The sequence below is a fragment of the Burkholderiales bacterium genome, from assembly GCA_035560005.1.
Lineage (GTDB): Bacteria > Pseudomonadota > Gammaproteobacteria > Burkholderiales > Eutrophovitaceae > DASRFY01.
The window spans coordinates 50,198-73,658 of record DATMAN010000068.1; the positions used below are offsets into that span (position 1 = coordinate 50,198).

24 protein-coding genes, 1 other RNA gene and 1 riboswitch are annotated in these 23,461 nt (G+C 65.0%); of the genes, 20 read left to right on the forward strand and 5 right to left on the reverse strand.

Translation table 11 applies throughout. From position 1 onward, the window contains the following. The 15 genes from VNM24_10210 to VNM24_10280 all read left to right on the forward strand — a co-directional run bounded on the left by VNM24_10210 (position 1) and on the right by VNM24_10280 (position 14,655). Positions 1-474, forward strand: a complete 474-nt coding sequence (locus VNM24_10210) for a F0F1 ATP synthase subunit B (protein ID HWQ38964.1) — start codon at positions 1-3, stop codon at positions 472-474. Positions 475-480: 6 nt separating this feature from the next. After that, a complete protein-coding gene (locus VNM24_10215) occupies positions 481-1,017 on the forward strand; it encodes a F0F1 ATP synthase subunit delta (protein HWQ38965.1) in 537 nt (178 codons plus the stop codon). Between the two features lie 12 nt (positions 1,018-1,029). Next, positions 1,030-2,577 carry a F0F1 ATP synthase subunit alpha gene (atpA, locus tag VNM24_10220; GenBank protein ID HWQ38966.1) on the forward strand — a complete coding sequence of 516 codons (1,548 nt, stop codon included), beginning with the start codon at positions 1,030-1,032 and terminating at the stop codon, positions 2,575-2,577. A gap of 28 nt (positions 2,578-2,605) precedes the next feature. Then, entirely contained in the window at positions 2,606-3,469 is an 864-nt protein-coding gene (gene atpG / locus VNM24_10225; protein HWQ38967.1) for a F0F1 ATP synthase subunit gamma, read from the forward strand. Positions 3,470-3,506: 37 nt separating this feature from the next. Beyond that, positions 3,507-4,937: a F0F1 ATP synthase subunit beta gene (atpD, locus tag VNM24_10230; GenBank protein HWQ38968.1), complete on the forward strand. Its 1,431-nt coding sequence runs from the start codon at positions 3,507-3,509 to the stop codon at positions 4,935-4,937. A 24-nt stretch (positions 4,938-4,961) separates the two neighbouring features. Then, on the forward strand, positions 4,962-5,381 hold the full coding sequence (locus VNM24_10235; GenBank protein ID HWQ38969.1) for a F0F1 ATP synthase subunit epsilon: 420 nt from the start codon (positions 4,962-4,964) through the stop codon (positions 5,379-5,381). Positions 5,382-5,575: 194 nt separating this feature from the next. Continuing rightward, positions 5,576-6,685, forward strand: coding sequence for a branched-chain amino acid ABC transporter substrate-binding protein (locus VNM24_10240; GenBank protein HWQ38970.1), 1,110 nt, complete (start codon positions 5,576-5,578; stop codon positions 6,683-6,685). Positions 6,686-6,701: 16 nt separating this feature from the next. After that, positions 6,702-7,619: a branched-chain amino acid ABC transporter permease gene (locus VNM24_10245; GenBank protein ID HWQ38971.1), complete on the forward strand. Its 918-nt coding sequence runs from the start codon at positions 6,702-6,704 to the stop codon at positions 7,617-7,619. Continuing rightward, complete coding sequence (locus tag VNM24_10250) at positions 7,616-8,779, forward strand: branched-chain amino acid ABC transporter permease (GenBank protein ID HWQ38972.1); 1,164 nt, start codon at positions 7,616-7,618, stop codon at positions 8,777-8,779. The genes VNM24_10245 and VNM24_10250 overlap by 4 nt, the downstream gene beginning before the upstream one ends. Beyond that, positions 8,773-9,552 (forward strand): ABC transporter ATP-binding protein, encoded by a 780-nt coding sequence (locus tag VNM24_10255; GenBank protein HWQ38973.1) that lies wholly within the window; start codon positions 8,773-8,775, stop codon positions 9,550-9,552. Before VNM24_10250 ends, VNM24_10255 begins: the two co-directional genes overlap by 7 nt. Before the next feature lies 1 nt (position 9,553). After that, on the forward strand, positions 9,554-10,267 hold the full coding sequence (locus VNM24_10260; GenBank protein ID HWQ38974.1) for an ABC transporter ATP-binding protein: 714 nt from the start codon (positions 9,554-9,556) through the stop codon (positions 10,265-10,267). A 14-nt stretch (positions 10,268-10,281) separates the two neighbouring features. Continuing rightward, positions 10,282-11,409: a M20 family metallopeptidase gene (locus VNM24_10265; GenBank protein ID HWQ38975.1), complete on the forward strand. Its 1,128-nt coding sequence runs from the start codon at positions 10,282-10,284 to the stop codon at positions 11,407-11,409. Between the two features lie 29 nt (positions 11,410-11,438). Then, the gene (locus VNM24_10270; GenBank protein ID HWQ38976.1) at positions 11,439-12,539 is read left to right on the forward strand and encodes a biotin-independent malonate decarboxylase subunit gamma; all 1,101 of its coding nucleotides are present in this window, start codon (positions 11,439-11,441) and stop codon (positions 12,537-12,539) included. Continuing rightward, a complete protein-coding gene (locus tag VNM24_10275; GenBank protein ID HWQ38977.1) occupies positions 12,536-14,047 on the forward strand; it encodes a malonyl-CoA synthase in 1,512 nt (503 codons plus the stop codon). Before VNM24_10270 ends, VNM24_10275 begins: the two co-directional genes overlap by 4 nt. Beyond that, positions 14,044-14,655, forward strand: a complete 612-nt coding sequence (locus tag VNM24_10280; GenBank protein ID HWQ38978.1) for a 2OG-Fe(II) oxygenase — start codon at positions 14,044-14,046, stop codon at positions 14,653-14,655. Before VNM24_10275 ends, VNM24_10280 begins: the two co-directional genes overlap by 4 nt. A gap of 56 nt (positions 14,656-14,711) precedes the next feature. Here VNM24_10280 and VNM24_10285 read toward each other — a convergent pair whose 3' ends face one another. From VNM24_10285 to VNM24_10305, 5 genes are all read right to left on the reverse strand, one after another. Then, positions 14,712-15,512, reverse strand: a complete 801-nt coding sequence (locus tag VNM24_10285; GenBank protein HWQ38979.1) for a sulfite exporter TauE/SafE family protein — start codon at positions 15,510-15,512, stop codon at positions 14,712-14,714. A 30-nt stretch (positions 15,513-15,542) separates the two neighbouring features. Continuing rightward, positions 15,543-16,046, reverse strand: coding sequence for an EVE domain-containing protein (locus tag VNM24_10290; protein ID HWQ38980.1), 504 nt, complete (start codon positions 16,044-16,046; stop codon positions 15,543-15,545). A gap of 52 nt (positions 16,047-16,098) precedes the next feature. Then, a non-coding RNA gene (ssrS, locus tag VNM24_10295) (6S RNA) lies at positions 16,099-16,277 on the reverse strand. 9 nt (positions 16,278-16,286) lie between these two features. Then, positions 16,287-16,598, reverse strand: coding sequence for a cell division protein ZapA (locus VNM24_10300; GenBank protein ID HWQ38981.1), 312 nt, complete (start codon positions 16,596-16,598; stop codon positions 16,287-16,289). Continuing rightward, entirely contained in the window at positions 16,595-16,948 is a 354-nt protein-coding gene (locus VNM24_10305) for a hypothetical protein (GenBank protein ID HWQ38982.1), read from the reverse strand. The genes VNM24_10300 and VNM24_10305 overlap by 4 nt, the downstream gene beginning before the upstream one ends. After that, positions 16,931-17,168: riboswitch (cobalamin riboswitch) on the forward strand. (Overlaps the previous gene by 18 nt.) Before the next feature lie 101 nt (positions 17,169-17,269). On the opposite strand from VNM24_10305, the gene VNM24_10310 reads away from it, so the two are divergent. The 5 genes from VNM24_10310 (at position 17,270) to VNM24_10330 (ending at position 23,444) form a co-directional block, all read left to right on the forward strand. Further along, entirely contained in the window at positions 17,270-19,249 is a 1,980-nt protein-coding gene (locus VNM24_10310; protein HWQ38983.1) for a TonB-dependent receptor, read from the forward strand. A gap of 150 nt (positions 19,250-19,399) precedes the next feature. After that, positions 19,400-20,557, forward strand: coding sequence for an ABC transporter substrate-binding protein (locus VNM24_10315; GenBank protein ID HWQ38984.1), 1,158 nt, complete (start codon positions 19,400-19,402; stop codon positions 20,555-20,557). Positions 20,558-20,651: 94 nt separating this feature from the next. Beyond that, on the forward strand, positions 20,652-21,692 hold the full coding sequence (locus VNM24_10320) for an ABC transporter ATP-binding protein (protein ID HWQ38985.1): 1,041 nt from the start codon (positions 20,652-20,654) through the stop codon (positions 21,690-21,692). Then, complete coding sequence (locus VNM24_10325) at positions 21,689-22,618, forward strand: ABC transporter permease (protein ID HWQ38986.1); 930 nt, start codon at positions 21,689-21,691, stop codon at positions 22,616-22,618. Before VNM24_10320 ends, VNM24_10325 begins: the two co-directional genes overlap by 4 nt. Positions 22,619-22,658: 40 nt before the next feature. After that, positions 22,659-23,444, forward strand: a complete 786-nt coding sequence (locus VNM24_10330; protein ID HWQ38987.1) for an ABC transporter permease — start codon at positions 22,659-22,661, stop codon at positions 23,442-23,444. Positions 23,445-23,461: the final 17 nt, after the last annotated feature.

Genomic DNA, 23,461 nt, shown 5'->3' on the forward strand with positions numbered 1-23,461 from the left:
GTGAACATCAACGCTACTCTGTTCGGCCAGATGCTGTGGTTTGCCCTGTTCATCTGGCTCACGATGAAGTTCATCTGGCCGTATCTGCAGAAGGCCATGCACGAGCGCCAAAAGCAGATTGCGGACGGCCTGGCCGCGGCAGAGCGCGGTCGTCAGGACCTCGAGCTCGCCGCGAAGCGTTCCGCGGAACTGCTGCAGCAGGCGCGCGACCAGGCCGGCGAGATCATCGCCCAGGCAGAGAAGCGCGCGGCGCAGGTCATCGAAGAGGCGCGCGCCAACGCCAAGGCCGAGGGCGAGCGCATCGTGGCCGCGGCCAAAGCCGAGATCCAGCAGGAAGCCAACCGCGCGCGCGAACAGCTGCGCACCCAGGTGGCTGCGCTGGCGCTGGCCGGAGCGGAAAAGATCTTGCGCCGCGAAGTTGACGCCAGGGCACACGCCCAACTGCTTCGAGGCCTGGAAGCCGAGCTCAGGTAATTCGCGATGGCTGAGTTGGTCACGATCGCGCGGCCCTATGCGGAGGCGGTGTTCGCTCTGGCCAAGGAGCGGGGCGAGCTGCCCAAATGGTCCGAGATGCTGGCGCTCATGGCCGGCGTCTATACCGATCCGCAGACGCAGGCGGCGCTCGCCAATCCCAAGGTCACCACCGCCGACGTCGAAAGAATCATGCTGTCGGTGTGCGGCGAGCGCATCGACGGCGCGGCGCGCAACCTGATCCAGGTGCTGGCCCACAACCACCGGTTGCCAGCACTGCCCCACATCCGTGAGCTCTACGAGCACCTGCGCGCCGACGACGAAGGCGTGGTGGAAGCCAGGATCAGCAGCGCTTTCCCTCTGGATGACGGCCAGCTCGAGCAGATCGTGCGGCTCCTGTCCAGGCGCTATCAGAAGCAAATCAGTCCGACCGTATCCATCGATCCCGAACTGATCGGCGGCGTCCGAATCCAGGTCGGGGACAAGGTCTGGGACGCCTCGGTGCGCGGCAAGTTGCAGAAAATGGCCGCGGCCCTCACGAAATAGGAGCATCCATCCATGCAGTTGAATCCGTCCGAGATCAGCGAACTGATCAAGAGCAAGATCCAGGATCTTGCCGCCGCTGCAGAGGCCCGCACCCAGGGCACCGTGGTATCGGTTACCGATGGCATTTGCCGCATCCACGGTCTGTCCGACGCGATGCAGGGCGAGATGCTCGAGTTCCCGCGCAACACCTACGGACTCGCGCTGAATCTGGAGCGCGACTCGGTCGGCGCCGTGGTCCTCGGCGATTACCAGCACATCACCGAAGGCGACGTCGTGAAGTGCACGGGGCGCATTCTCGAAGTGCCGGTGGGCATGGGCCTGATCGGGCGGGTGGTCAACGCGCTCGGCCAGCCGATCGACGGCAAGGGCCCGATCAACGCCGAGGAAACCGACGTCATCGAAAAGGTCGCCCCCGGCGTGATCTGGCGCAAGTCGGTCTCGCAACCGGTACAGACCGGGCTGAAGGCGATCGACTCGATGGTGCCGATCGGGCGCGGCCAGCGAGAGCTCATCATCGGAGATCGCCAGACCGGCAAGACGGCGGTCGCGGTGGACACCATCATCAACCAGAAGGGCAAGGACCTGTTCTGCATCTACGTGGCGATCGGCCAGAAGGCCTCCACCATCGCCAACGTGGTGCGCAAGCTCGAAGAGCACGGCGCCATGAGCTACACCATCGTGGTGGCTGCCTCCGCATCGGAGTCCGCGGCGATGCAATACATCGCTCCCTATGCGGGCTGCACGATGGGCGAGTACTTCCGCGATCGCGGAATGGACGCGCTGATCATCTACGATGACCTGACAAAGCAGGCGTGGGCCTATCGCCAGATTTCGCTGCTCCTGCGCCGCCCGCCCGGGCGCGAAGCCTATCCGGGCGACGTGTTCTACCTGCACTCGCGGCTGCTGGAGCGGGCGGCCCGCGTGAACGAGCAGTACGTCGAGCGCTTCACCAAGGGCGCGGTCAAGGGCAAGACGGGGACGCTCACTGCGCTGCCCATCATCGAGACGCAAGCAGGCGACGTGTCGGCGTTCGTGCCGACGAACGTGATCTCGATCACCGATGGCCAGATCTTTCTCGAGACCGATCTGTTCAACGCCGGCATCCGCCCGGCGATCAACGCCGGCATCTCCGTGTCGCGCGTGGGCGGCGCGGCACAGACCAAGATCATGAAGCGCAAGGACACCGGCGGCGGCGTGCGTCTGGCGCTCGCGCAGTATCGCGAGCTGGCCGCGTTCGCGCAGTTCGCGTCGGACCTGGACGAGGCTACGCGCAGACAGCTCGAACGCGGCCGCCGGGTAATGGAACTCATGAAGCAGCCGCAGTATCAGCCGCTGCAGGTCTGGGAGATGGCGTTGACCCTGTTCGCGGTGAACAACGGCTTCTTCGACGATATCGACGTGAAGAAGGCGCTGGCCGCTGAGAAATCGATGCGCGACTATTTGAAGGGCAAGTACGCAGACCTCGTCAAGCGCATGGAGGAGAAGAAGGACCTGTCCGGCGAGGACGAAAAGGCCTTGACGGCGGCGATCCAGGACTGGAAGAAGAACGGTTCGTACTGACCACATCCAGAAGCCCGGAACGAAGAACATGGCAGGCACCAAGGAGATTCGAGCCAAGATCCGCAGCGTGCAGAACACGCGCAAGATCACCAAGGCCATGGAAATGGTCGCGGCCTCCAAGATGCGCAAGGCCCAGGAGCGCATGCGCACGGCGCGGCCCTATTCGGAGAAGATCCGCAACGTCGCGGCGCACATATCGCACGCCAATCCGGAATACCGCCATCCGTTCCTGATCGAGCGCGACACGGTCAAGCGCGTGGGCGTGATTGTCGTGACCACAGACAAGGGTCTGTGCGGCGCGCTAAACACCAACGTGCTGCGGCTGCTGCTCAACCAGTACAAGGAGTGGCAGGCAGAGGGCGAGGCGATCGACGTCTGCTGCATCGGCACCAAGGGCCTGAGCTTCATGCAGCGCCTGGGCGCCAACATTGCCTCTCAGGTTACCGGGCTGGGCGACCGGCCGCGGCTCGAGCAGCTGATCGGTGCGGTCAAGGTGATGCTGGACGGCTACACGCAAGATCGCTTCGATCGCGTCGTGCTGTTCTATACGCGCTTCATCAACACGATGAAGCAGGAGCCGGTGATGGAGCAGTTGCTGCCCCTGAGCGGAGAACGGCTCGGGGTGCCGGAGGGATCGTGGGACTATATCTACGAGCCCGAGGCCAAGACGGTCCTCGACCAGGTGCTGATGCGCTACGTGGAGGCGCTCATCTACCAGGCGGTCGCGGAGAACATGGCCTCGGAGCAGTCGGCACGGATGGTCGCGATGAAGGCCGCTTCGGACAATGCGGCCAACCTGATCGACGAGCTGACGCTGATTTACAACAAGTCGCGGCAGGCCGCCATCACCAAGGAGCTGGCCGAGATCGTCGGGGGGGCCGCGGCGGTCTGAGTCTCGGACAGAATCGGATTCGAATGGACAGATACTCATGACACAAGCAAGCGGAACCATCGTTCAGTGCATCGGTGCGGTGATCGACATCGAATTTCCGCGCGAGGCGATGCCCAGGGTTTACGACGCGCTGGTGCTGGAGGATTCCGGCGACACCAGCCTGGCGGAGAAGGGACTGACTTTCGAAGTCGAGCAGCAGCTGGGCGATGGCGTCGTGCGCTGCATCGCGCTCGGCTCCAGCGACGGGCTGCGGCGCGGAATGAAGGTCAGGAGCACCGGGGCGCCGATCTCGGTACCGGTGGGCCACGGCACTCTGGGCCGCATCATGGACGTGCTGGGCCGGCCGATCGACGAAGCCGGGCCGATCAAGGCCGACGAACGGCGGCCGATTCACCAGCCCGCGCCGCAGTTCGTGGAACTGTCGCCCTCGGTGGAATTGCTCGAGACCGGGATCAAGGTCATCGACCTGATCTGCCCATTTGCCAAGGGGGGCAAGATCGGACTGTTCGGCGGCGCCGGCGTGGGCAAGACGGTGAACATGCTGGAGCTGATCAACAATATCGCCAAGCAGCACTCGGGCCTGTCGGTGTTCGCGGGGGTGGGCGAGCGCACCCGCGAAGGCAATGACTTCTACCATGAAATGTCCGAGGCCGGCGTCATCAAGCTCGACAACCTGGGCGAGTCGAAAGTGGCCATGGTCTTCGGCCAGATGAACGAGGCGCCGGGCAACCGCCTGCGCGTGGCGCTCTCCGGACTGACCATGGCGGAGAAGTTCCGCGACGAGGGCCGCGACATTCTCTTTTTCGTCGACAACATCTACCGCTACACGTTGGCCGGTACCGAGGTCTCGGCTCTGCTTGGCCGGATGCCCTCGGCGGTGGGGTATCAGCCCACGCTCGCCGAAGAGATGGGCAAGCTCCAGGAACGCATCGTGTCGACCAAGGTGGGCTCGATCACCTCGGTGCAGGCGATCTACGTGCCGGCGGACGATCTGACCGATCCCTCGCCGGCCACGACGTTCGGGCACTTGGACGCCACCGTAGTGCTCTCGCGCGACATTGCCGCGCTCGGCATCTATCCGGCCGTGGATCCACTCGACTCCACCTCGCGCCAGGTCGATCCCAACATCATCGGCGAGGAGCACTACAACACCACGCGCGCGGTACAGGCCACGCTGCAGCGCTACAAGGAGCTGCGCGACATCATCGCCATCCTCGGGATGGACGAGCTCTCCCCGGAAGACAAGCTGGCGGTGGCGCGCGCGCGCAAGATCCAGCGCTTTCTGTCCCAGCCTTTCCACGTGGCCGAGGTGTTCACCGGTACGCCGGGCAAGTTCGTGCCGCTGAAGGATACGATCCGCGGGTTCAAGATGATCGTCAACGGCGAATGCGATCAGTTGCCGGAGCAGGCCTTCTACATGGTGGGCGGTATCGAGGAAGCCTTCGAAAAGGCGAAGACGCTGCAGTGACGCCGGGCGCACGGGGGTAGTCCAATGGCCAACACCATCCACGTCGACGTGGTGAGTGCGGAGGAGTCCATCTTCTCCGGCGAAGCGGAATTCGTCGTGCTGCCGGGCGAGGCCGGGGAGCTGGGCATCTATCCGCGGCACACGCCGCTGATCACACGGATCAAGCCCGGCGCTGTGCGCATTCAGCCGGCGGGCGGCGGAGAGGAGAGCCTGATCTTCGTGGCTGGCGGGATTCTGGAGGTGCAGCCCTCGGTCGTGACGGTGCTGGCCGATACCGCGATCCGCGGTCACGATCTGGACGAGGCCAAGGCGCTGGAAGCGCAAAAGCGCGCCGAGGAAGCGCTGCGCAGCGCCAAGGACAAGCAGGAGGTGGCCACCGTCGAGGCCGAACTCGCCATGCTCGCGGCACAACTGGCGGCGATCCGCAAGCTGCGCAAGAAATAGCCGCTTTCGGTACTGCCGGCAGCTACACAGGAGCGGTCATGCCGCTTTTTTTGTCTGCTTGCCGCTGGGGTCTCGCGTTGACAAGGCGGTGAGCCTGCTCATAGGCTCGCAGCCTTTCCTGAATTGGCCTCGGTCGCGGAGTGCACACCATGCGCATATTGATTCTGGCTCTGGGTTTGCTGATCGGCCTCGTGATGGCGGGTGCGGCGCCCGCGAAGCAGACCGTGCGCATCGCGTTCATCGGGCCGCTGACCGGTGGGGTCGCGGCAAACGGGCTGGGCGGGCGCAACTCCGCGGATCTCGCAGTGCGGCTTCGCAACGCCGAGCCCGGAGCGAAGTATCGCTACGAGCTCCTGGTGCTGGACGACGAGTGCAAACCCAACATCGGCGTGCAGGTTGCGACCAAGGCGGCGGCGGATCGCAAGGTGATCGCGGCCGTCGCGCATTACTGTTCGACCGTGGCGATGGGGACCGTGGATGTCTATCACCGCTTCGGGCTGCCGGTCGTCGTCTGGGGGGCAGTGTTGCCCGACATCACTTACAAGAACGACTTCGACGAAGTGCATCGCGTCAACGGCACGATGATCAATCAGAACGAGGTGGCCGCACAGTTCATGACCGGACTGAAGTACCGGCGCTGGGCGCTGATCCACGACACCACCGATTACGGCAAGGGGCACAACCGCTATTTCTCCGAGGCGCTGCGCAAACACGGCGGGCAGATCCTCGGCACTTTCCCGGTCGGGGCCGATCAGCAGGACTTCAACGCCGAACTCACCAAGATCAAGGAGCTCAGGCCGGAAGTGATCTATTTCGGCGGACTGACCCCGATCGGCGTGCGTATCCGCTCGCAGATGGACCGGCTCGGTATCAAGGCGGCTTTCCAGGGTACCTCAGGCATTGTCTCGGATGCCTTCATCGAAGGACTCGGCCCGCTGGCCGAGGGCACGCTCGCGTTCCGGGAAGGAGCGCCAGCCGAGAAGCTGCCCGGCGGCAAGGTCTTTCTCGAGCAGTATGCCCGGCATAACTATGGTGAGCCGCCGGAAGCCTACGGGCCGTTTGCCTTCGCCGCCGCGAATCTCATCATGGATGCGATCGAGAAAGTGGGTCCCGATCGGCGCAAGGTAGTCAAGGAGCTGAATGCCACGCGCGATCGCGACTCCATCGTCGGCAAGATCACCTTCGACGATCACGGTCAGAACAGCGTCCCGCTGATTACCAAGTTTGTCGTCCAGGATGGCAGGTGGGCCGTGTGGGAGGACAGCGAATACGCGAAGGGCCGGCGCAAACTGCCGCGTCCCTGAGCGGGCAGCCTGTTCGATGGACTTGGGTTTCGCCGGACAGTATGTGCTGAACGGAGTGGTCCTCGGCGTCATCTACGCGATGGTCGCCGTGGGCTTCACGCTGTTCTTCGGGGTGCTGGACGTGATCAAGTTCTCGCACGGCGACGTGGTGATGGCCGGCGCGTTCACCGCGCTCGCCGTATTCGGTGGCCTGCAGGCCATGGACGCGGGTCATGGGGTCATGGCGGCAATGCTGCTCGCGCTCAGCGCAATGGCCGCGATGGCCCTGCTCGGCGCCGCGGTCGCCAAGTTTCTTATCATTCCACTGAAACGCGCGCCCTCGCTCAACACGCTGCTCATCACCCTGATGTTCGGCTTGGCGCTGCGCGAAGCGGTGCGGCTTTTCTATCCAGGCGGCTCGAATCCGAAGCCGTTCCCGCGTCTGTTGCCGACCGAGGCGCTGACTTGGGGTAACTTCACCCTGCGGCTGGACAGCGTGCTGCTGGTCGGTATCGGAGTGGGCGCGATCGTCGCCGTCCACTGGCTGATTCGGCGCACTCGATTGGGATTGGCGATCCGCGCCGTGGCGCAGGACGCCGAAACCGCGCAGGTCATGGGCATCGATTTCGAGCGCGTGGTTGTGCTGACTTTCGCCCTGGGTTCGGCACTGGCCGCGCTCGCCGGCGTGGCAAACGGCCTGTACTACAACGAAGTGAACTTCAGCATGGGTCTTCTGCTCGGCGTGATCGGTTTCAGCGCCGCCGTCGTCGGCGGCCTGGGCAGCCTATACGGGGCGATCATCGGCGGGTTTCTGTTCGCGGCTCTGCAAACGGTCGGTGCGATCTGGTTTTCCGTGCCGGCTTACAAGGACGTTTTTGCCTTTGCCTGCATCATCGCGCTGATGGCGTGGAAGCCGACCGGGCTGATCGCCGAGCGCAGCGCCGAGCGCGTATGAGGTCAGCCGGCGCGCCCCCGGCATTCTGGCCGCTGGGGGTCGCGGCCCCTGCTTGCGGGCTGTTCGTGGTGCTATTCCTGTGGCTGGAGGCGCAGTGGGAGATCGCGCTGCTGGCGCTTCTGCTGGTGGCCGGGTTGCTGGCCGCCGGGCGCCTGGGCTTCATCGCGCGCGTGCAAGCGACGGCCGACGCGCGCCCGCGCCTGGCGCTGATCAGTGTCCTGATCGTTGCGCTCGGTGGGATGGCGGTGCTGCACGGCCAGCATTTCGCGTTGCTGATGCTGGCGACCGTGGCGCTCTACATCACAGTGTGTCTGGGACTTACGCTGCAATTCGGCTACGCGGGCGTGGTGAATTTCGCAGGCGCCGCGTTCTTTGGTATCGGGGCCTACAGCGCCGCCGTGCTGGCGCAGCACACCGGTCTGCCTCACTTGCTGATTCTTCCGGCTGGCGGTCTGCTGGCGGCCCTGATCGGCTCTCTGCTCATCCTGCCGATGTTGCGCACCCGTGGCCACTATGCCGCGTTGATCACGATTGCCTTCGGCATTTTGTTTCGCACGTTTCTCGAGGTGAACGACGCGCTGGGCGGCCCGCAGGGGCTCAAAGTTCCGGGGTTGCAGGTTGCTGGCTGGTCGTTCAATGACCCGATTCCATTGGGAGCGGAGCGCGAGGCCTCGTTTTACTTCGGCTACACGCTGGCCGCGCTTGCGCTGGCCTTGGCGGCTTATGTGATGGTCAAGCGCATCGAACGTTCTTGGATCGGGTTGAGCCTGGATGCCGTGCGCAGCGACGAGATCGCGGCATCCGCCTTCGGCATCGACGTCGCGCGCTGGAAGATCCTCGCCTTCACGGCCGGCAATCTGCTGGCCGGGATGGCCGGCGCCCTCTACGCGATGATGGCCGGCTTCGTCGCGCCCGCCAGTTTCACCTTCGGCGATTCGCTGCTGCTGGTGGCGATCGTGCTGCTCGGTGGCAGCGGCAATCCACTGGGTGTCGTTCCCGCCGCGCTGCTGGTCGTGGTGCTGCCGGAAAAGCTGCAGGTGATCCAGGAATATCGACTGCTGCTGTTTGCGGCCCTGGTGATCGTGATCCTGCGCTTTCGGCCCGAGGGCCTGCTGCCGAGGCGCATGCGCCAATACTTTCCCGGCTGGCGGCGATGGTGACACAAGCGTTGCTTCAGGTGCGGGGCCTGACCGTCCGTTTCGGCGGCCTGACCGCGCTCGATGCCTTCGACTTCGAGCTGGAGCAGGGAGAAATGGTCGGGCTGATCGGCCCGAACGGCTCGGGCAAGACGACGTTTTTCAACGCTCTCACCGGCATCTATCGGCCGGCGGCCGGAGAGATCCACCTGCACGGCCGCGCGATCACGGGACTGCCGCCGCAGCGCATCTACCAGGCTGGGGTGACGCGCACGTTCCAACGCCTCCGACTCGCGCTGCAACTGTCGGTGTTCGACAATTTGATGATCGGCAACCATCGTCGTCTGGACCACGGACTGCTCGGCAACCTGATCGGCCGGCGCCGGCTGAGGCGGCAGATCGAGCACAACGTCGCCCAAGCCCGCGCGTTGCTGGAGCGCTTCAGCGCGCCGCTCGCTCGCCGGCTGTTCGATCCGGTGTCGCAGCTGCCGATGATCGATCGCCGCCGGGTCGAAGTTTGTCGGGCACTGATCAGCGAGCCTGCGATTTTGCTGCTGGACGAGCCCTCGGCCGGGATGACGCACGAGGAAACGCGCGCCCTGATGGACGACTTGCTCGCGTGCCGGGAGCGCCTGCCGCGGCTCGCCATGGTCTTGATCGAGCACGAGATGGGCGTGATCGAGCGCGTGACCGATCGGTGCGTCGTGCTCAACTACGGCCAGACCATCGCGCGCGGGACTTATCGGGACGTGGCCGCCGATCCCAAGGTGCGCGCCGCCTACCTGGGCGAAGACTGACGTGAGCGCAGGGCTCGTGCTCGAAGACGTGGTGGCGGGCTATGATCAGGCCGACGTGCTGGCCGGCGTTTCTCTGCAGGTGCGGCCGGGCACGATCACCTGTCTGCTGGGGGCCAACGGTGCCGGCAAGACCACGCTCATCCGCGCGGTGCTCGGACTGACCCCTGCGCGAGCGGGGCGGATCGTGTTCGACGGACGCGAGATCACCCGACTTTCGACCCACGAGATCATTCGGCTGGGCATTGCCTGCGTGCCAGAAGGGCGGCGCGTCTTTCCGGCCATGACGGTAGAGGAAAATCTCCGGGTGGGCGCTTATCGGGAAGACGACAAGGCCCGTATCGCGCAGCGGCTGGCGCAGGTCTATGCCATTTTCCCGAGACTCAAAGAGCGCGCCGCGCAGCTCGCGGGGACCCTGTCGGGCGGTGAACAGGCGATGCTGTCGATTGGGCGCGGGATGATGTCCGCCCCGCGGCTGCTCATCTTCGACGAGCCTTCGCTCGGCCTTTCGCCGCTGTACGTGAAGGAGAATTTCAACGTAATCCGCCGCATCAACGACAGCGGCATCACGGTGCTGCTGGTGGAGCAGAATGTGCGCCGGACGCTCGAGGTGGCTCACCGCGGCTACGTGCTGGCGCAGGGACGGATCGTCGCACAGGGCGAGGCCGGCGCGCTCAGGGACGATCCGCAAGTGCGTGCGGCCTACTTCGGTCACTGAAGGAGTCGAGGACGATGAATTCCACGGTTGATGCCGTGCAACTGACCCGGGAGATCGTGCGCATGAACACGATCAACCCGCCCGGAGACGAGGAGGCGTGCGCGCGGCGTCTGGGTGCCCTGCTGGAGAGCGTGGGCTTCTCGGTGGCCTACCACAAACTCGGCGACAAGCGCGCGAACCTGGTGGCGCGCATCGGCGGCGGGGTGCGGAACAAGCCGCTGTGCTTCACCGGCCATATCGACACGGTGCCGCTGGGAGCGGCTGCCTGGTGCAAGGATCCGTTCGCCGGAGAGACGCACGCCGGACGGCTCTACGGGCGCGGCACGAGCGACATGAAGTGCGGCGTGGCCGCGTTCGTCACCGCAGCCGTGCGGCTCGGACGCCGGCTCGAGCGCAGCGCCGGCCTGGAGCTGGTCATCACCGCGGGTGAGGAAACCGGATGCCAAGGGGCCTTCGATCTCGTGCGCAAAGGCGCGCTCGGGCAAGCCGGTGCAGTGCTCGTGGGCGAACCCACCTCGAACTATCCCTTGGTCGGTCACAAAGGGGCTTTCTGGCTTCTCGCACGCACCCGCGGCGTCACCGCGCACGGCTCGATGCCGGAAAAGGGCGTCAACGCGATCTACAAGGCTGGCCGGGCGCTCGGCGCGCTGGAGAAGTTCCGCTTCGCCGACCCGGCGCACGCACTGATGGGACAGTCCACGCTCAACGTGGGCACCATTCGCGGAGGACTCAACATCAATTCCGTCCCCGACGAAGCGGTGATCGCCATCGACATCCGCAGCGTGCCCTCCGCCAGTCATGCTGAACTGAAGGCGCAGTTGCAGCGTGCGCTGGGATCGGACGTGGAGCTCGAGGTCCTGCTCGACCTTGCGCCGGTGTACACGCCACCGGACGATCCCTGGGTACAGGAGGTGTTCGACGTCATGCAGTCGCATCTGGGCGTGCGGCCGGAACCGAAGACCGCCAGCTATTTCACCGACGCAGCGGCGCTCGTCGGCGCCTATCGCTCGCCGCCCATCGTAATTCTGGGACCGGGAGAGCCCCAGATGGCGCATCAGACCGACGAGTACTGCGTCGTGGAGCGCATCGGAGTCGCGGTGGCAGCCTACGAGGAAATCACGCGACGGTGGTGCGGGCTCTGAGCAACACAACGCGTTTCTCGGCCCTTCCCGTGGCCGAGAGGGCTGAAGCGCTACTCGATCCCGGCGCGCTCGAGGCGCAATCGTCTGCCGGCAGCCTGTGGCTCGCGCGCGGGCGCCTGGCGCTGCGGCCGGTGCTCCTGGCCGTGACCGACCGCACACGCGCCGGCGGAGCGCTTGGCGCGGCCGAAAGCGGCGCGCTGCGCAATCTGCTCAGCCAGGCGTGCAGGGATGGGCAGGCGGTCGTGCTGCTTCTCGAGTCGGCTGGAGCGAAGCTCGACGAGGGCCTCTCGGCCTTGGGCGCGTTCCGGCGTCTGTTCGCGGCAGCGCTGGAGGCGCGCCTGGCCGGCGTGCCGATGGCAGCGGTCATCACTGGCGACTGCTTTGGCGGCGCCAGCCTGCTGGCTTGCGCCTGCGCGCAAAGATTCGCTCTGGCCGGTGCTCGTTTCGGTCTGTCCGGGCCGGGGATCATCCAGGCGCTGGGTGGAGTGACCGAACTCGACGCCTCCGACCGTGACGCCGTGCAAAGGCTGCTGGGTGTCTCGGCGCGACACGGCGCTCGCCTGTTCGAGCGGATTTGCGACGACAATGGTCCAGCGCTGCGCACCGCTCTATCCGGGCTGCTGGCGGCCCGGCCGACGATCGACTTGCACGCCGAGCACCGACGGTTGCGCGAGCGTCTGACCAAGGCCGGCGTGGCGGTTCACGCGCCGGGCGACGCCTGGCGCGCGTTCGGGTCAGGGCGCGCGGTCGGCGCGCTCGAATGCTGGCTGGCCGCCGATGCGGTCCTCGATCGCCCGGCGGAAGATCTCGCAATCACCCTCGACTCTCCGGGTCAGGCGACCACGCGCCTGGACGAAGCTGTGGGGTTGTCTCAATACGTCGCGCACCTGGCCTTGTGCCTGGCCAGCTTCAGGGCGGGCGGCGGGCGGCTGCGGCTGCGGCTCGGCGGCGAAGCCGCTGGCGCGATCTATGTGGCGCTCGCCGCGCCAGCCGATCGTGTCAGTGCCTCGCGCTCGACCCTCGTCAGAACGCTGCCGCCGCGCGCAGTCGCCGAGGTACTGCGGACACCGGCGGCCGAGGAAAGCATCGAAGCGGCGCTCACTGCCGGCGTGGTGGACGAAATCGCATGAGCGGCGCCAACCTGTACGCGGCAATCGCACAGGCGAATGCCCGGCGCAGCGAGGCAATCGCGCTGGAAACCGAGGACGGTGCGCAATACCGTTACGGCGACCTCGACGCCTGGTCGGCGCGTTATGCGAACCTGATGGTCGGTCTGGGACTCGCGCCGGGTGATCGCGTCGCGGTGCAGACGGAGAAAAGCCACCACGCGCTGTTCTTCTACCTGGCGTGCCTGCGCGCCGGGCTGGTGTATGTACCGCTGAATACCGCCTATCAGAGGAGCGAGCTGGAATACTTCCTCCAGGATGCCGAACCGCGCCTCGTCGTTGGGCAGATCGGTCGCGAAGGGCAACTGGCCGAGCTGCTGCGCGCAAGTTCTGCATCGCGACTGCTGACGTTGGACGAGACCGGCACCGGGAGCCTGCGCGAGGCAGCCGAAACGTGCGCGGCGCACTTCGACACGGTCGGGGTCGCGCCGGATCAGCTCGCGGTCATCATCTACACCTCGGGGACCACCGGACGTCCCAAGGGCGCGATGGTCACCCACCGCAACCTGCTGTCCAACGCCCTGGCTCTGATCCGCAGTTGGGGATTCACCGATCGCGACGTGCTGCTGCACGCACTGCCGATGTTCCACGTGCACGGCCTGTTTGTCGCCAACCACTGCGCGCTGCTTTCGGGAGCGAAGATGCTCTGGCGGCGGAAATTCGACCCGCGTGCCGCGTTGCGCGACCTGCCGCGCGCCACGGTGTTCATGGGAGTCCCGACTTACTACACGCGGCTGCTGGCCGAGTCCGAGTTCGGGCGTGCGCAGTGCTCCGGCATGCGTCTGTTCATCTCCGGTTCGGCACCGTTGTTGCCGGACACCTTCGGGCAATTCGAGGCACGCGCCGGTTTGCGGATCCTGGAGCGCTACGGCATGTCGGAAGCGGGAATGATCGCGTCCAACCCGCTGAGCGGCGAACGCCGGCCCGGCACCGTGGGATTCCCCCTTCCGGGTGTGAGCGTGCGCGTCGCCGATGCCGAGGACCGGGTGCTGCCTGTCGGCGCGGCCGGCATGATCCAGGTCAAGGGCGACAACGTCTTCGCCGGCTACTGGCGTCGACCGGAGGCCACGAGGCAGGAGTTCACGTCGGACGGCTGGTTTCGTACCGGCGATATCGGCAGCTTCGACCGCGACGGTTATCTGTCGATCGTGGGACGCGCCAAGGATCTCATCATCAGCGGCGGCTACAACGTCTATCCGAGGGAAGTGGAATCGGTGCTGGAGCGCCTGCCGGGCGTGGCGGAGTCCGCGGTGGTGGGTGTGCCGCACCCGGATTTCGGGGAGGCGGTGACCGCGGTCGTGGTCGCCGTGCCCGGCGCCGTGCTGAACGAAAACGAAATCATCGCGGCACTCAAATCGCAGCTCGCCAACTACAAGGTTCCCAAGCGTGTGTTCATCGTAGCGGAGCTGCCGCGCAACGCCATGGGCAAGGTCCAGAAGAACCTCCTGCGGGAACTTTTCGCTCGGGCATGATCGACGCCCGCGAAACGGCGCAGTTCGCCGAATCGCTCGCCGAGGACATTGCGACCGCCGGCTATTCGATCCGCGCCGGATTTATCGATGAAGAAGAGCTGGCCGCACTGCGCGCGGCTTTGCTCTCGTTGCAGGCGGTGGGACGCTTCCGTCCAGCGGGCGTGGGCAAGTCGGCGGAAGTATGCGGCACCGAGCGCAGCGACCGGATCGCGTGGTTGGATCCGGAGCACGCATCACCGGGTGTTTCGGCGGTGTTGGCGCGCTTCGAAGCATTGCGTCTTGTGCTCAACCGCAGACTGTTTCTCGGGCTGTTCGAACTCGAGTGTCATTTCGCGCACTACCCGCCGGGCGCCTTCTATCGTAGACATCTGGACCAGCTGCGAGGGGATTCCAGACGCGCACTCACCTGTGTGCTGTATCTGAACGACGCGTGGCGCGCTGAAGATGGCGGGGCTTTGCGCATTTATCTGGACCTGGAGGGTCGAGCGCTCGATGTCATGCCACAGGGTGGCAGACTGGTCTGTCTGCTCAGCGATCGCTTCGAACACGAAGTTCTGCCGGCGCAGCGCGATCGCTGGAGCCTCACCGGCTGGTTTCGCCGCCGCTGACTTTCGGCGTCGATGAACCGCTCGGCGCGCGCAGCGCGAGCGTGGAGGCACGGCGATCAGGCCGCGAAAAGCGACCACAACATGCGTGAGGCGAGCAGGAAGAGAACCACGGCGAAGATTTTCTTCAACAACGGAACCGGCATGCGATGCGCCGCCCGGGCGCCGAGCGGGACGGTGACGAAGGTGCCGAGCACGATCCCAACCAGCGCCGGCAGGTATACATAGCCCATGCTCCAAGGCGGCAGAAGATCCAGATCCAGCCCGTGGAAAATGTATCCGGCCGCGCCCGCCGCGGCGATCGGCAGCCCGAGCGCAGCCGATGTCCCGACGGCGTTGCGCATCGGGACGTTGCACAAGGTCATCAGCGGGATCGAGATCACGCCTCCGCCGGCACCAACCAGGCTGGACATTACGCCGACCAGCACCGCGGCGATCCACATGCCGACCGGCCCCGGCAATTGCCGCGATGGTTCCGGCCGGATGTCGAGAAACACTTGGGCGGCGGAGTAGTAGACGAACGCGACGAAAATGACCGCCAGATATCTAGATCTGAGCGCTTCCGCGACGAAGGTTCCCACCAGCGTGCCGATCACCAGCCCCGGCGCCGCGCGGCGCACGATGTCCCAGCGCACGGCCCCATGACGATGATGCGCGCGCAAGCTGGCCAAGGACGTGAAGACGATGCTGGTGAGTGAAGTTCCGAGCGCCAGGTGCAGTACGCGGTCCGGTGCGAAGTCCTGGGCGGCAAACAGGAAGACCATCAGCGGAACCAGCAGTACGCCGCCGCCGATTCCGAGCATGCCGGCGAAGAAGCCGACCACAACGCCCATCATCAGATAAGCGACCCACCACTCCACCAGGGCGTGCTCCCGATTATCGGGCGCCGTTCAGCGCTTGATTTCCGGGGAATGCTCCGAAAATCCCTGCGCGCGGCGCCGTACAAGCCCTTGAACGAGATCCCACTCGCGTTCGCTGACCGGGGTAATCGAGAGCCGGTTGCCGCGCCTGAGCACCTGCATCGACCGAAGCGCGCGGTGCGAGCGCAGCTCTTGCAGCGAGATCAGGCGCGTCTTTTCCACCAGAGTCACGTCTACGTTGTACCAGCGCGGGCTGTGGCGCGTGGCTTTGGGATCGTAATACTCGCTCGCGGGATCGAACTGGGTCGGATCCGGATAGGCGAGCCGGGCTATCCGGACGATGCCGACGATTCCGGGCTGCGGGCAGCTGGAGTGGTAGAAGAAGGCGAGGTCGCCGACCTTCATTTCATCGCGCATGAAGTTGCGCGCCTGGTAGTTGCGCACTCCGGTCCAAGGCTCGGTGCGGTTCGGTCGATCGGCAAGGTCGTCGACGCTGAACACGTCGGGCTCGGACTTCATGAGCCAGTAGCGCATGAGCGGGTACGCGCGACGAGAAAGCGGCCGAGCCGCCTGTGTCGGAAATGGGGAGCCCCCCGCGAATGCCGTCAGGCCGACGTCTTGAACCGAAGGTTCAAGGGCGGTCGCCTTCCGAGCGCATCAGGCGCTTCCGGACTGGACGCGCACAACAGCGCTGCTTGAGTCGGCAACCAGAATCATCGTGTTGGTTCAGAGAATCCAAAGCCCGAACAAGCACCGCAGGGGACATCGAAGCGTTCAAAACAGCTCGTCCTGCGAGTTCATCGCCTGATCGATGGCTGCCTGCATGCTGGCCATTCTACGCTTCAGCTCCGCGATGTCAAAAGCGCCGTCGACGCGCGTCGACAGCAGCTCATGGGCGATGTTGAGCGCCGCCATGATGGCGATGCGCTCCATGCCGATCACTTTGCCGCTGTCCCGGATCTCGCGCATCTTCTGGTCGAGATAGGCGACGGCCTTGAGCAGATCTTTCTTTTCCTCCTCGGTACACGAGACGCGAAACTGTCGCCCGAGGATCGTCACGTCCAGGCCTGAGGCTTGTTTGCTCATTCGGTACCTTCGGGAACCTGCTCCAGCAGCGCTTCGAGGCGGTTCCTGGCGGCGCCGATCTTTTCCGCCAGTCGCTTGTTCTCGTTGCGCGCGCTGGCGAGTTGCTGCCGCAGCTCGCTGTTGTCCTTGCGGAGCCGCTGGCACAGCTGCACCAACTGATGAATCTTCTGATCGAGTGCGTTGAGGTCAGCTTCCATAGGCACACTATAGTTTTGAAAATCTAGCAAAGTCAACTGGTAACGGGACTTTTTGAATGTTCTTTTGAATATTTTGCCCAGTTCTGCCAGCAAGCGCTCACCAGCCCGGAAGCGATCCGGCGATGCATTAGTTAGAATGACCGTTCGCTTCAAGGTGCTCCGGCGCGGCCACGCGCCGGGGTTAAACGGGAAACAGGTCCAAAAGCCTGTGCTGCCCCCGCAACGGTAGGCGAGTGCGGGCGCGTCTTTCGGAAAACCGGCCCCGGTTTTCCAGGCCACTGTGACTGCGCGCGGATCAGCCGTGCAACGTCATGGGAAGGCGACGCGCCAAGTCTCGCAAGCCCGGAGACCGGCCTCGCAAGCGAGAATGGGGTTTCCGCGCGGGGCGGTGTCCAATTCGATTCGCTTGTCCATCCGCGGAAACTCCCTGTCAACAATCGGCGCGCGGCGGGCGCGCATTACAGGGAGATTCGAATGAAGACGCTGTTTCAGTGCGCGGTTGCCGGACTGGCGCTGAGCTTTCCGTGCATTGCACTCGCATCGATCGACATCCTGACCGAAGACATCGTCGTCACTCCGACCCGATTCGACGCGAGTCTGGAAAGCCTGGCGGTCGGAGTGACGGTTATCGAACGCGAACAAATCGAAGCGAGCCGGGTGCGCACCGTCGCCGAGGCGCTGAGCGTACTGGGTGGCGTGCACTCGCGCGACAACACCGGGCGGCCAAGCCCTCAGCTCGATCTACGCGGCTTTGGAGTGACCGGCGACCAGAACACGCTGGTCCTTGTCAACGGCCAGCGCATCAGCGAGAACGAGCTTCTGCCGGCCAACGTGGCTTCCATTCCGCTGGCGGCGGTCGAGCGAATCGAGATCCTGCGCAGCGGCGGCGCCGTGCTTTACGGGGGCGGTGCAACCGGGGGAACGATCAACATCATCACGCGTGCTCCGCGGCCGTATAGCCGCAGCGGCGCGGCGCTCGCGGGCGCCGGGAGCTACGACGCTTACACCGCGCAGGCCCGCGCAGAACTGTCAGGGGAGCATCTTGGTTTGCGTCTCGGCGTACTGCGGGACGATACCGACAACTACCGGCGCAACAACGCCAACCGCCAGGATTCCGTCAGTGCAACGCTGCGTCTGGCGCGCGAGCTGGATCGCTGGAACTTCAGCTTCGGGCGCGACCGCCAGGAAACGCGACTGCCGGGCGCCCTGAGCGAGAGCCAGATTGCTGTGGACCGGCGCGCCGCGGCCTTTCCTGATGACCAGGCTTCGCTCGACACGGATTTCGCGTCGCTGGGTTGGCTGCGTTCGCTGGATGGTGTCGAGTTCGGTGCCGATGCGACGTATCGGGGACGCGACGCGACCGGCTCGGTCTCGGGCGGCAGCAGCGCAGCGCGCGGACGAACGGTGCTGCTTTCACCGCGGGCGCGCGTGCGCGGCGTCCTGTTCGGCCAGCCCCACATGCTCGTATTGGGACTAGACTGGGAAAATTGGGAGTATGACACCCTCACCGCTTTCCCGGGTTTCGACTCCGATGCCGCATCGGTTCAGAAGAACGGGGCCATCTATGCGCTCGACACCTGGGAGCCGCGCCAGGGCAGCACGCTGACGCTCGGCGCGCGCGCCCAGCGGAGCCGTACCCGAATCAACGAACGCTCGACGTTCTCGCCGGCCAGCAGCCTCTCCAGAACCGACGGCCTCAAGGCCTATGAACTGGCGTTGCGTCAACAGCTCGTCGATCGTCTCTCGCTGTACTTCAGGGCGGGCAACAGCTTCAGGCTGGCCACGGTGGACGAAAATCGGGGCAGGCCGGTGCCGCTGGCGCCGCAGACCTCGCGCGACCGCGAAGTCGCCCTCGAGTACGATGGCGCGGGATACTGGGCACGTGCTGCGGCCTATCGTCTGAACGTGTCCAACGAGATCCACTTCATGTTCATTCCGGGCGGAGTCTTCGGACTGTTCGGGGCCAACGTGAATCTCCCACCTACACGCCATGAGGGCGCGGAACTGGGCGCGGGAATGCAGTTCGCGTCCGGAGTGCGGCTTCAGGTGCGCTACGAGTGGCGCCGCGCGCGCTTCCTGGAGGGCCTGTTTGGGGGGACCGATGTCCAAGGAAACGAGATTCCGCTCGTGCCCCGGCATCTTGCATCGGCGCTGCTCACCTGGCGGCCCACTGAACACTGGAGTATTGGGGCATCGGCCCGTTACGTGGGCGAACAGCGCTTCGACAACGACCAGAGCAACACGTTCGGAAGCAAGATGCCCGCGTACGTTGTGGCGGACGTCAAGGCAAGCCGGCATTCGGGCAGATGGGTCTGGACTCTGGCGATCAACAACCTCTTCGCCGAGGAGTATTTCAGCTACGGCATCCTGAACGGCGCAGGCACCAGCTTCAGTGCCTATCCGGCACCCGAGCGCAATCTGTTCCTTACGGCCGAATACCGCTTCGGCCGCTGATCGTGAGGCCCTTTCGGTCCCCAATAGCGGAGGCTACAATCCATCCAGTCCGCCGAACCTGGTCACCCGCCCGGCATGACGTTGCGATAGCACCAGACGCGGGTCTGGAGTCCGGGGAACCACAACATCCAACAACCAGAGGAGATCGCCATGCCGAATTCCAGCCTGACCGGGCACTTCCTGGCGCTGGCACTGGCGGCCGCGGTGGTATCACCAGCCGCTGCCAGGGTGGAGAAGATCGGAAAGGGTGAAGGTTTCGTCGACATCGTCGCGTGGCCCGGATACATCGAGCGCGGCGAGACTGACAAGAACTTCGACTGGGTGACCGGGTTCGAGAAGCAGACCGGCTGCAAAGTGCGGGTGAAGACCGCCGGCACTTCGGACGAGATGGTCGCGCTGATGAACGAGGGCGGCTTTGATCTGGTCACCGCTTCGGGCGATGCGAGCCTGCGGCTGATCGCCGGCAAGCGCGTCCAGGAAGTCAACGTCAATCTGATCCCCAGCTACAAGAGCATCGATCCCCGCCTGCAGAAGGCCCCCTGGCACTACGTCAACGGCAAGCATTACGGCGTACCCTACCAGTGGGGCTATAACGTGCTCGCCTACAACACCAAAGCGTTCAAGAGCCCCCCCAAGAGCTGGGAAGTGGTTTTCAAGGAAACGAGGCTCGACGACGGCAAGTCCAACAAGGGCCGGATTCAGGCGTTCGACGGCCCGATCTACATTGCCGACGCCGCGCTCTATCTGATGCACGCCCGACCGGAGCTCGGGATCAAGAACCCCTACGAACTGGACGAAAAGCAGTACAAGGCCGCCCTGGATCTGCTGCGCGAACAGCGCAAGCTGGTGGCGCGCTACTGGCATGACGCGTTCGTGCAGATCGACGACTTCACCAACGAGGGCGTGGTGGCGTCCTCCTCGTGGGGATTCCAGGTCAATCTGCTGAAGTCGAAGAACGCGCCGATCTCCAGCGTCGTGCCTAAAGAAGGCGCCACCGGTTGGGCCGACACCACGATGATGCACGCGGAGGCCAAGCACCCCAACTGCGCCTACCTGTGGATGGAGCATTCTCTGAACAAGAAACTGCAGGGTGATCTTGCCGCCTGGTTCGGGTCGGTGCCGGTCGTGCCCGAAGCCTGCAAGGGCAATGCGCTGCTCGGGGATAAGGGGTGCGAGACCAACGGGATCAACGAGTTCGACCGCATCTGGTTCTGGCGTACCCCGGTCGCCGACTGCGGTGGCGGGCGCACCTGTGTGCCCTACTACCGCTGGGTGACGGACTACATCGCGATCCTCGGCGGTCGCTAGGAACGGCGCCCCCGCGCTTCGCTCTGGCGCCGGAGAGCAGGCACACACAGGACGGGCCGCGAAAGCGGCCCGTCCTGTGTCGCATCTTTTCATCATGCCCACGCCCACCAGCATTGCCGTGAGTTTCGCCGCTGTCTCACGCGCGTTCGGGGTGGTGCGCGCCGTGGACGACGTCAGTTTCGAAGTGCGCGACGGTGAGTTCTTTTCCATGCTCGGACCGTCCGGTTCGGGCAAGACCACATGCCTGCGGCTCATCGCCGGCTTCGAACTGCCGGATCGCGGCGCGATCGTCATCCACGGGAGGAACGTTGCGGGTGTCCCGCCCTACGAGCGCGACGTCAACACCGTTTTCCAGGACTATGCGCTGTTCCCGCACATGACCGTGTACGAAAACGTCGAGTACGGCCTGATGATCCGCAGGGTTGCGGCCGCGCAGCGGCGCAGCCGTGCGGATGAGATGCTCGCGCTGGTAAAGCTCGAAGGCATGGGGGATCGCAGACCTTCCCAGCTGTCCGGAGGTCAACGCCAGCGCGTGGCCCTGGCGCGCGCTTTGATCAATCGGCCGGGCCTGCTGTTGCTCGACGAGCCGCTGGGTGCACTCGACCTGAAGCTGCGCGAGCAGATGCAGGAAGAACTGAAGGCCCTGCAGCGACAGGTCGGGATCACCTTCGTCTACGTCACGCACGACCAGGGCGAAGCGCTCGCCATGAGCGACCGGCTCGCGGTGTTCAACCGTGGCAGGATCGAGCAGATCGGTACACCCGCGCAGATCTACGAGCATCCGGCCACCGTTTTCGTTGCCGGTTTCGTCGGCGTGTCCAACCTCTGTACCGGCGAGCTGGCGCGGCGGCTGACCGGCTCGGAGCGACCGTTCGCGATCCGACCGGAAAAGATCCTGTTCGCCGCGCCGCAGGCCCCGGCCCCGGAGGGCAGCGTCTGCGTGACCGGCCGGGTCTCGGCGGTGACGTATCTGGGCGCTTCAACCCGCTATACCGTGGCGCTCGATGGGGGCGGTGAACTCACGGTGGTGCGGCAGAACTTGGCCGGACCCGACGCCGGGCCGCACGTGAGCGAGGCGGTCCGGCTGTTTTGGCCGCGCCATCTCATGCAGCCGCTGAGCGGGGCCGCTAGATGACCACGCTGGCGGCGCCTTCCCCTCTGCAGCGGATTTCCACGGCGCTGTATCTGCGCCCGCGCATCCTGCTGTTCCTGCTGCTCGCACCGCCACTCATCTGGCTGGGTGTGATCTACCTGGGATCGCTGTTCGCGCTGCTGTTGCAGAGCTTTTTCTATATCGACGAGTTCGCGGGAACCATCGTCCACGACTTTTCGCTGCGTACCTACGGCGAGCTGTTCACGCGCGCCAACTTCGACATCTTCCTGCGTACTGCGGTAATGGCGGCGGTAGTCACGGTCGCCGCGGCGATCGTCGCCTTTCCCATCGCCTATTACATGGTGCGCTACGCCTCCCTGAAGACCAAGGCGCTGCTGTATCTGGCGGTGATGCTGCCGCTGTGGTCGAGCTATCTGGTGCGGGTCTATGCCTGGAAGCTGATCCTGGCGAAGGAAGGCATCGTGACCTGGATCGCGGAGCAGACGCATCTGGCCTGGCTGCTCGACTCGATCCTCGCCATTCCGGTCATCGGCGGTCCCTCGCTCTCGATCTCTTATATAGGCACGTTTCTGGTGTTCCTGTACATCTGGCTGCCGTTCATGATCCTGCCGATCGTCGCGGCGCTGGAGCGGGTGCCGGCCTCGCTCGTCGAGGCTTCGGCCGATCTGGGCGCGCATCCCGGTGCGACCTTCCGCAGGGTGATCCTCCCGCTGGCGCTGCCGGGAGTGGTGGCCGGTTCGATCTTCACCTTCTCGCTCACCCTGGGCGACTACATCATTCCCGGCATCATCGGCAATTCGCGCCCCTTCATCGGCCAGGCGGTCTACCAGCTCCAAGGCACCGCGGGCAACATCCCGCTGGCTGCGGCGTTCACCGTGGTGCCAATCGCAGTCATGTCCGTCTATCTGATGATCGCAAAGCGTGCGGGAGCCTTCGATGCGCTCTAGCGCCGGGAAGCGTTCGCCGCGCAGTGGCAGACGCGCCGGAGTGCCGCTCCGGATCGCGACCATCGGCGGGTTGCTGTTCCTGCACGTGCCGCTGTTCATCATCATCCTCTATGCCTTCAGCGCGGAGGAGCGCAGCTTCGTCTTTCCACCGCCGGGGTTCACCACGCGGTGGTTCGCGGTGGCGCTCGAGCGCGAGGACGTGCGTCGCGCGTTGTTGCTCTCGCTGCAGGTGGCGGTCGTGGCCACCGCCGCGGCGATGGTGCTCGGCACGCTCGCGGCGGCCGCGGTGTGGCGCACGCGCTTCTTCGGGCGCGAAGCGATTTCGCTCCTGCTGATCCTGCCGATCGCGCTGCCGGGAATCATTACCGGGATCGCGCTGCGCTCCGCGCTGAACCTGATGGACATTCCGTTCAGCTTCTGGACCATCGTCATCGGCCACGCTACGTTTTGCATCGTCGTGGTGTACAACAACGTGCTGGCGCGGTTGCGACGCTCGGCGCCCGCCCTGATCGAAGCATCCATGGATCTTGGCGCCAACGGCTTTCAGACCTTCCGCTACATCGTGCTGCCGCACATCGCCACGGCGTTGCTCGCCGGGGGCATGCTCGCCTTCGCGCTCTCGTTCGACGAAGTGATCGTTACCACCTTCACCGCCGGCCAGCAGTCCACGCTGCCGATCTGGATGCTCTCTGAGCTGATCCGCCCGCGACAGCGGCCGGTAACCAATGTGGTCGCCGTTTTCGTGATCGCGGTGACGCTGATCCCGATTCTGGCGGCGTTCTACCTGACCCGTGACACCCATGAAGCCGCCGGAGGCGGCAGATAAGACAACTGGAGGAGCAC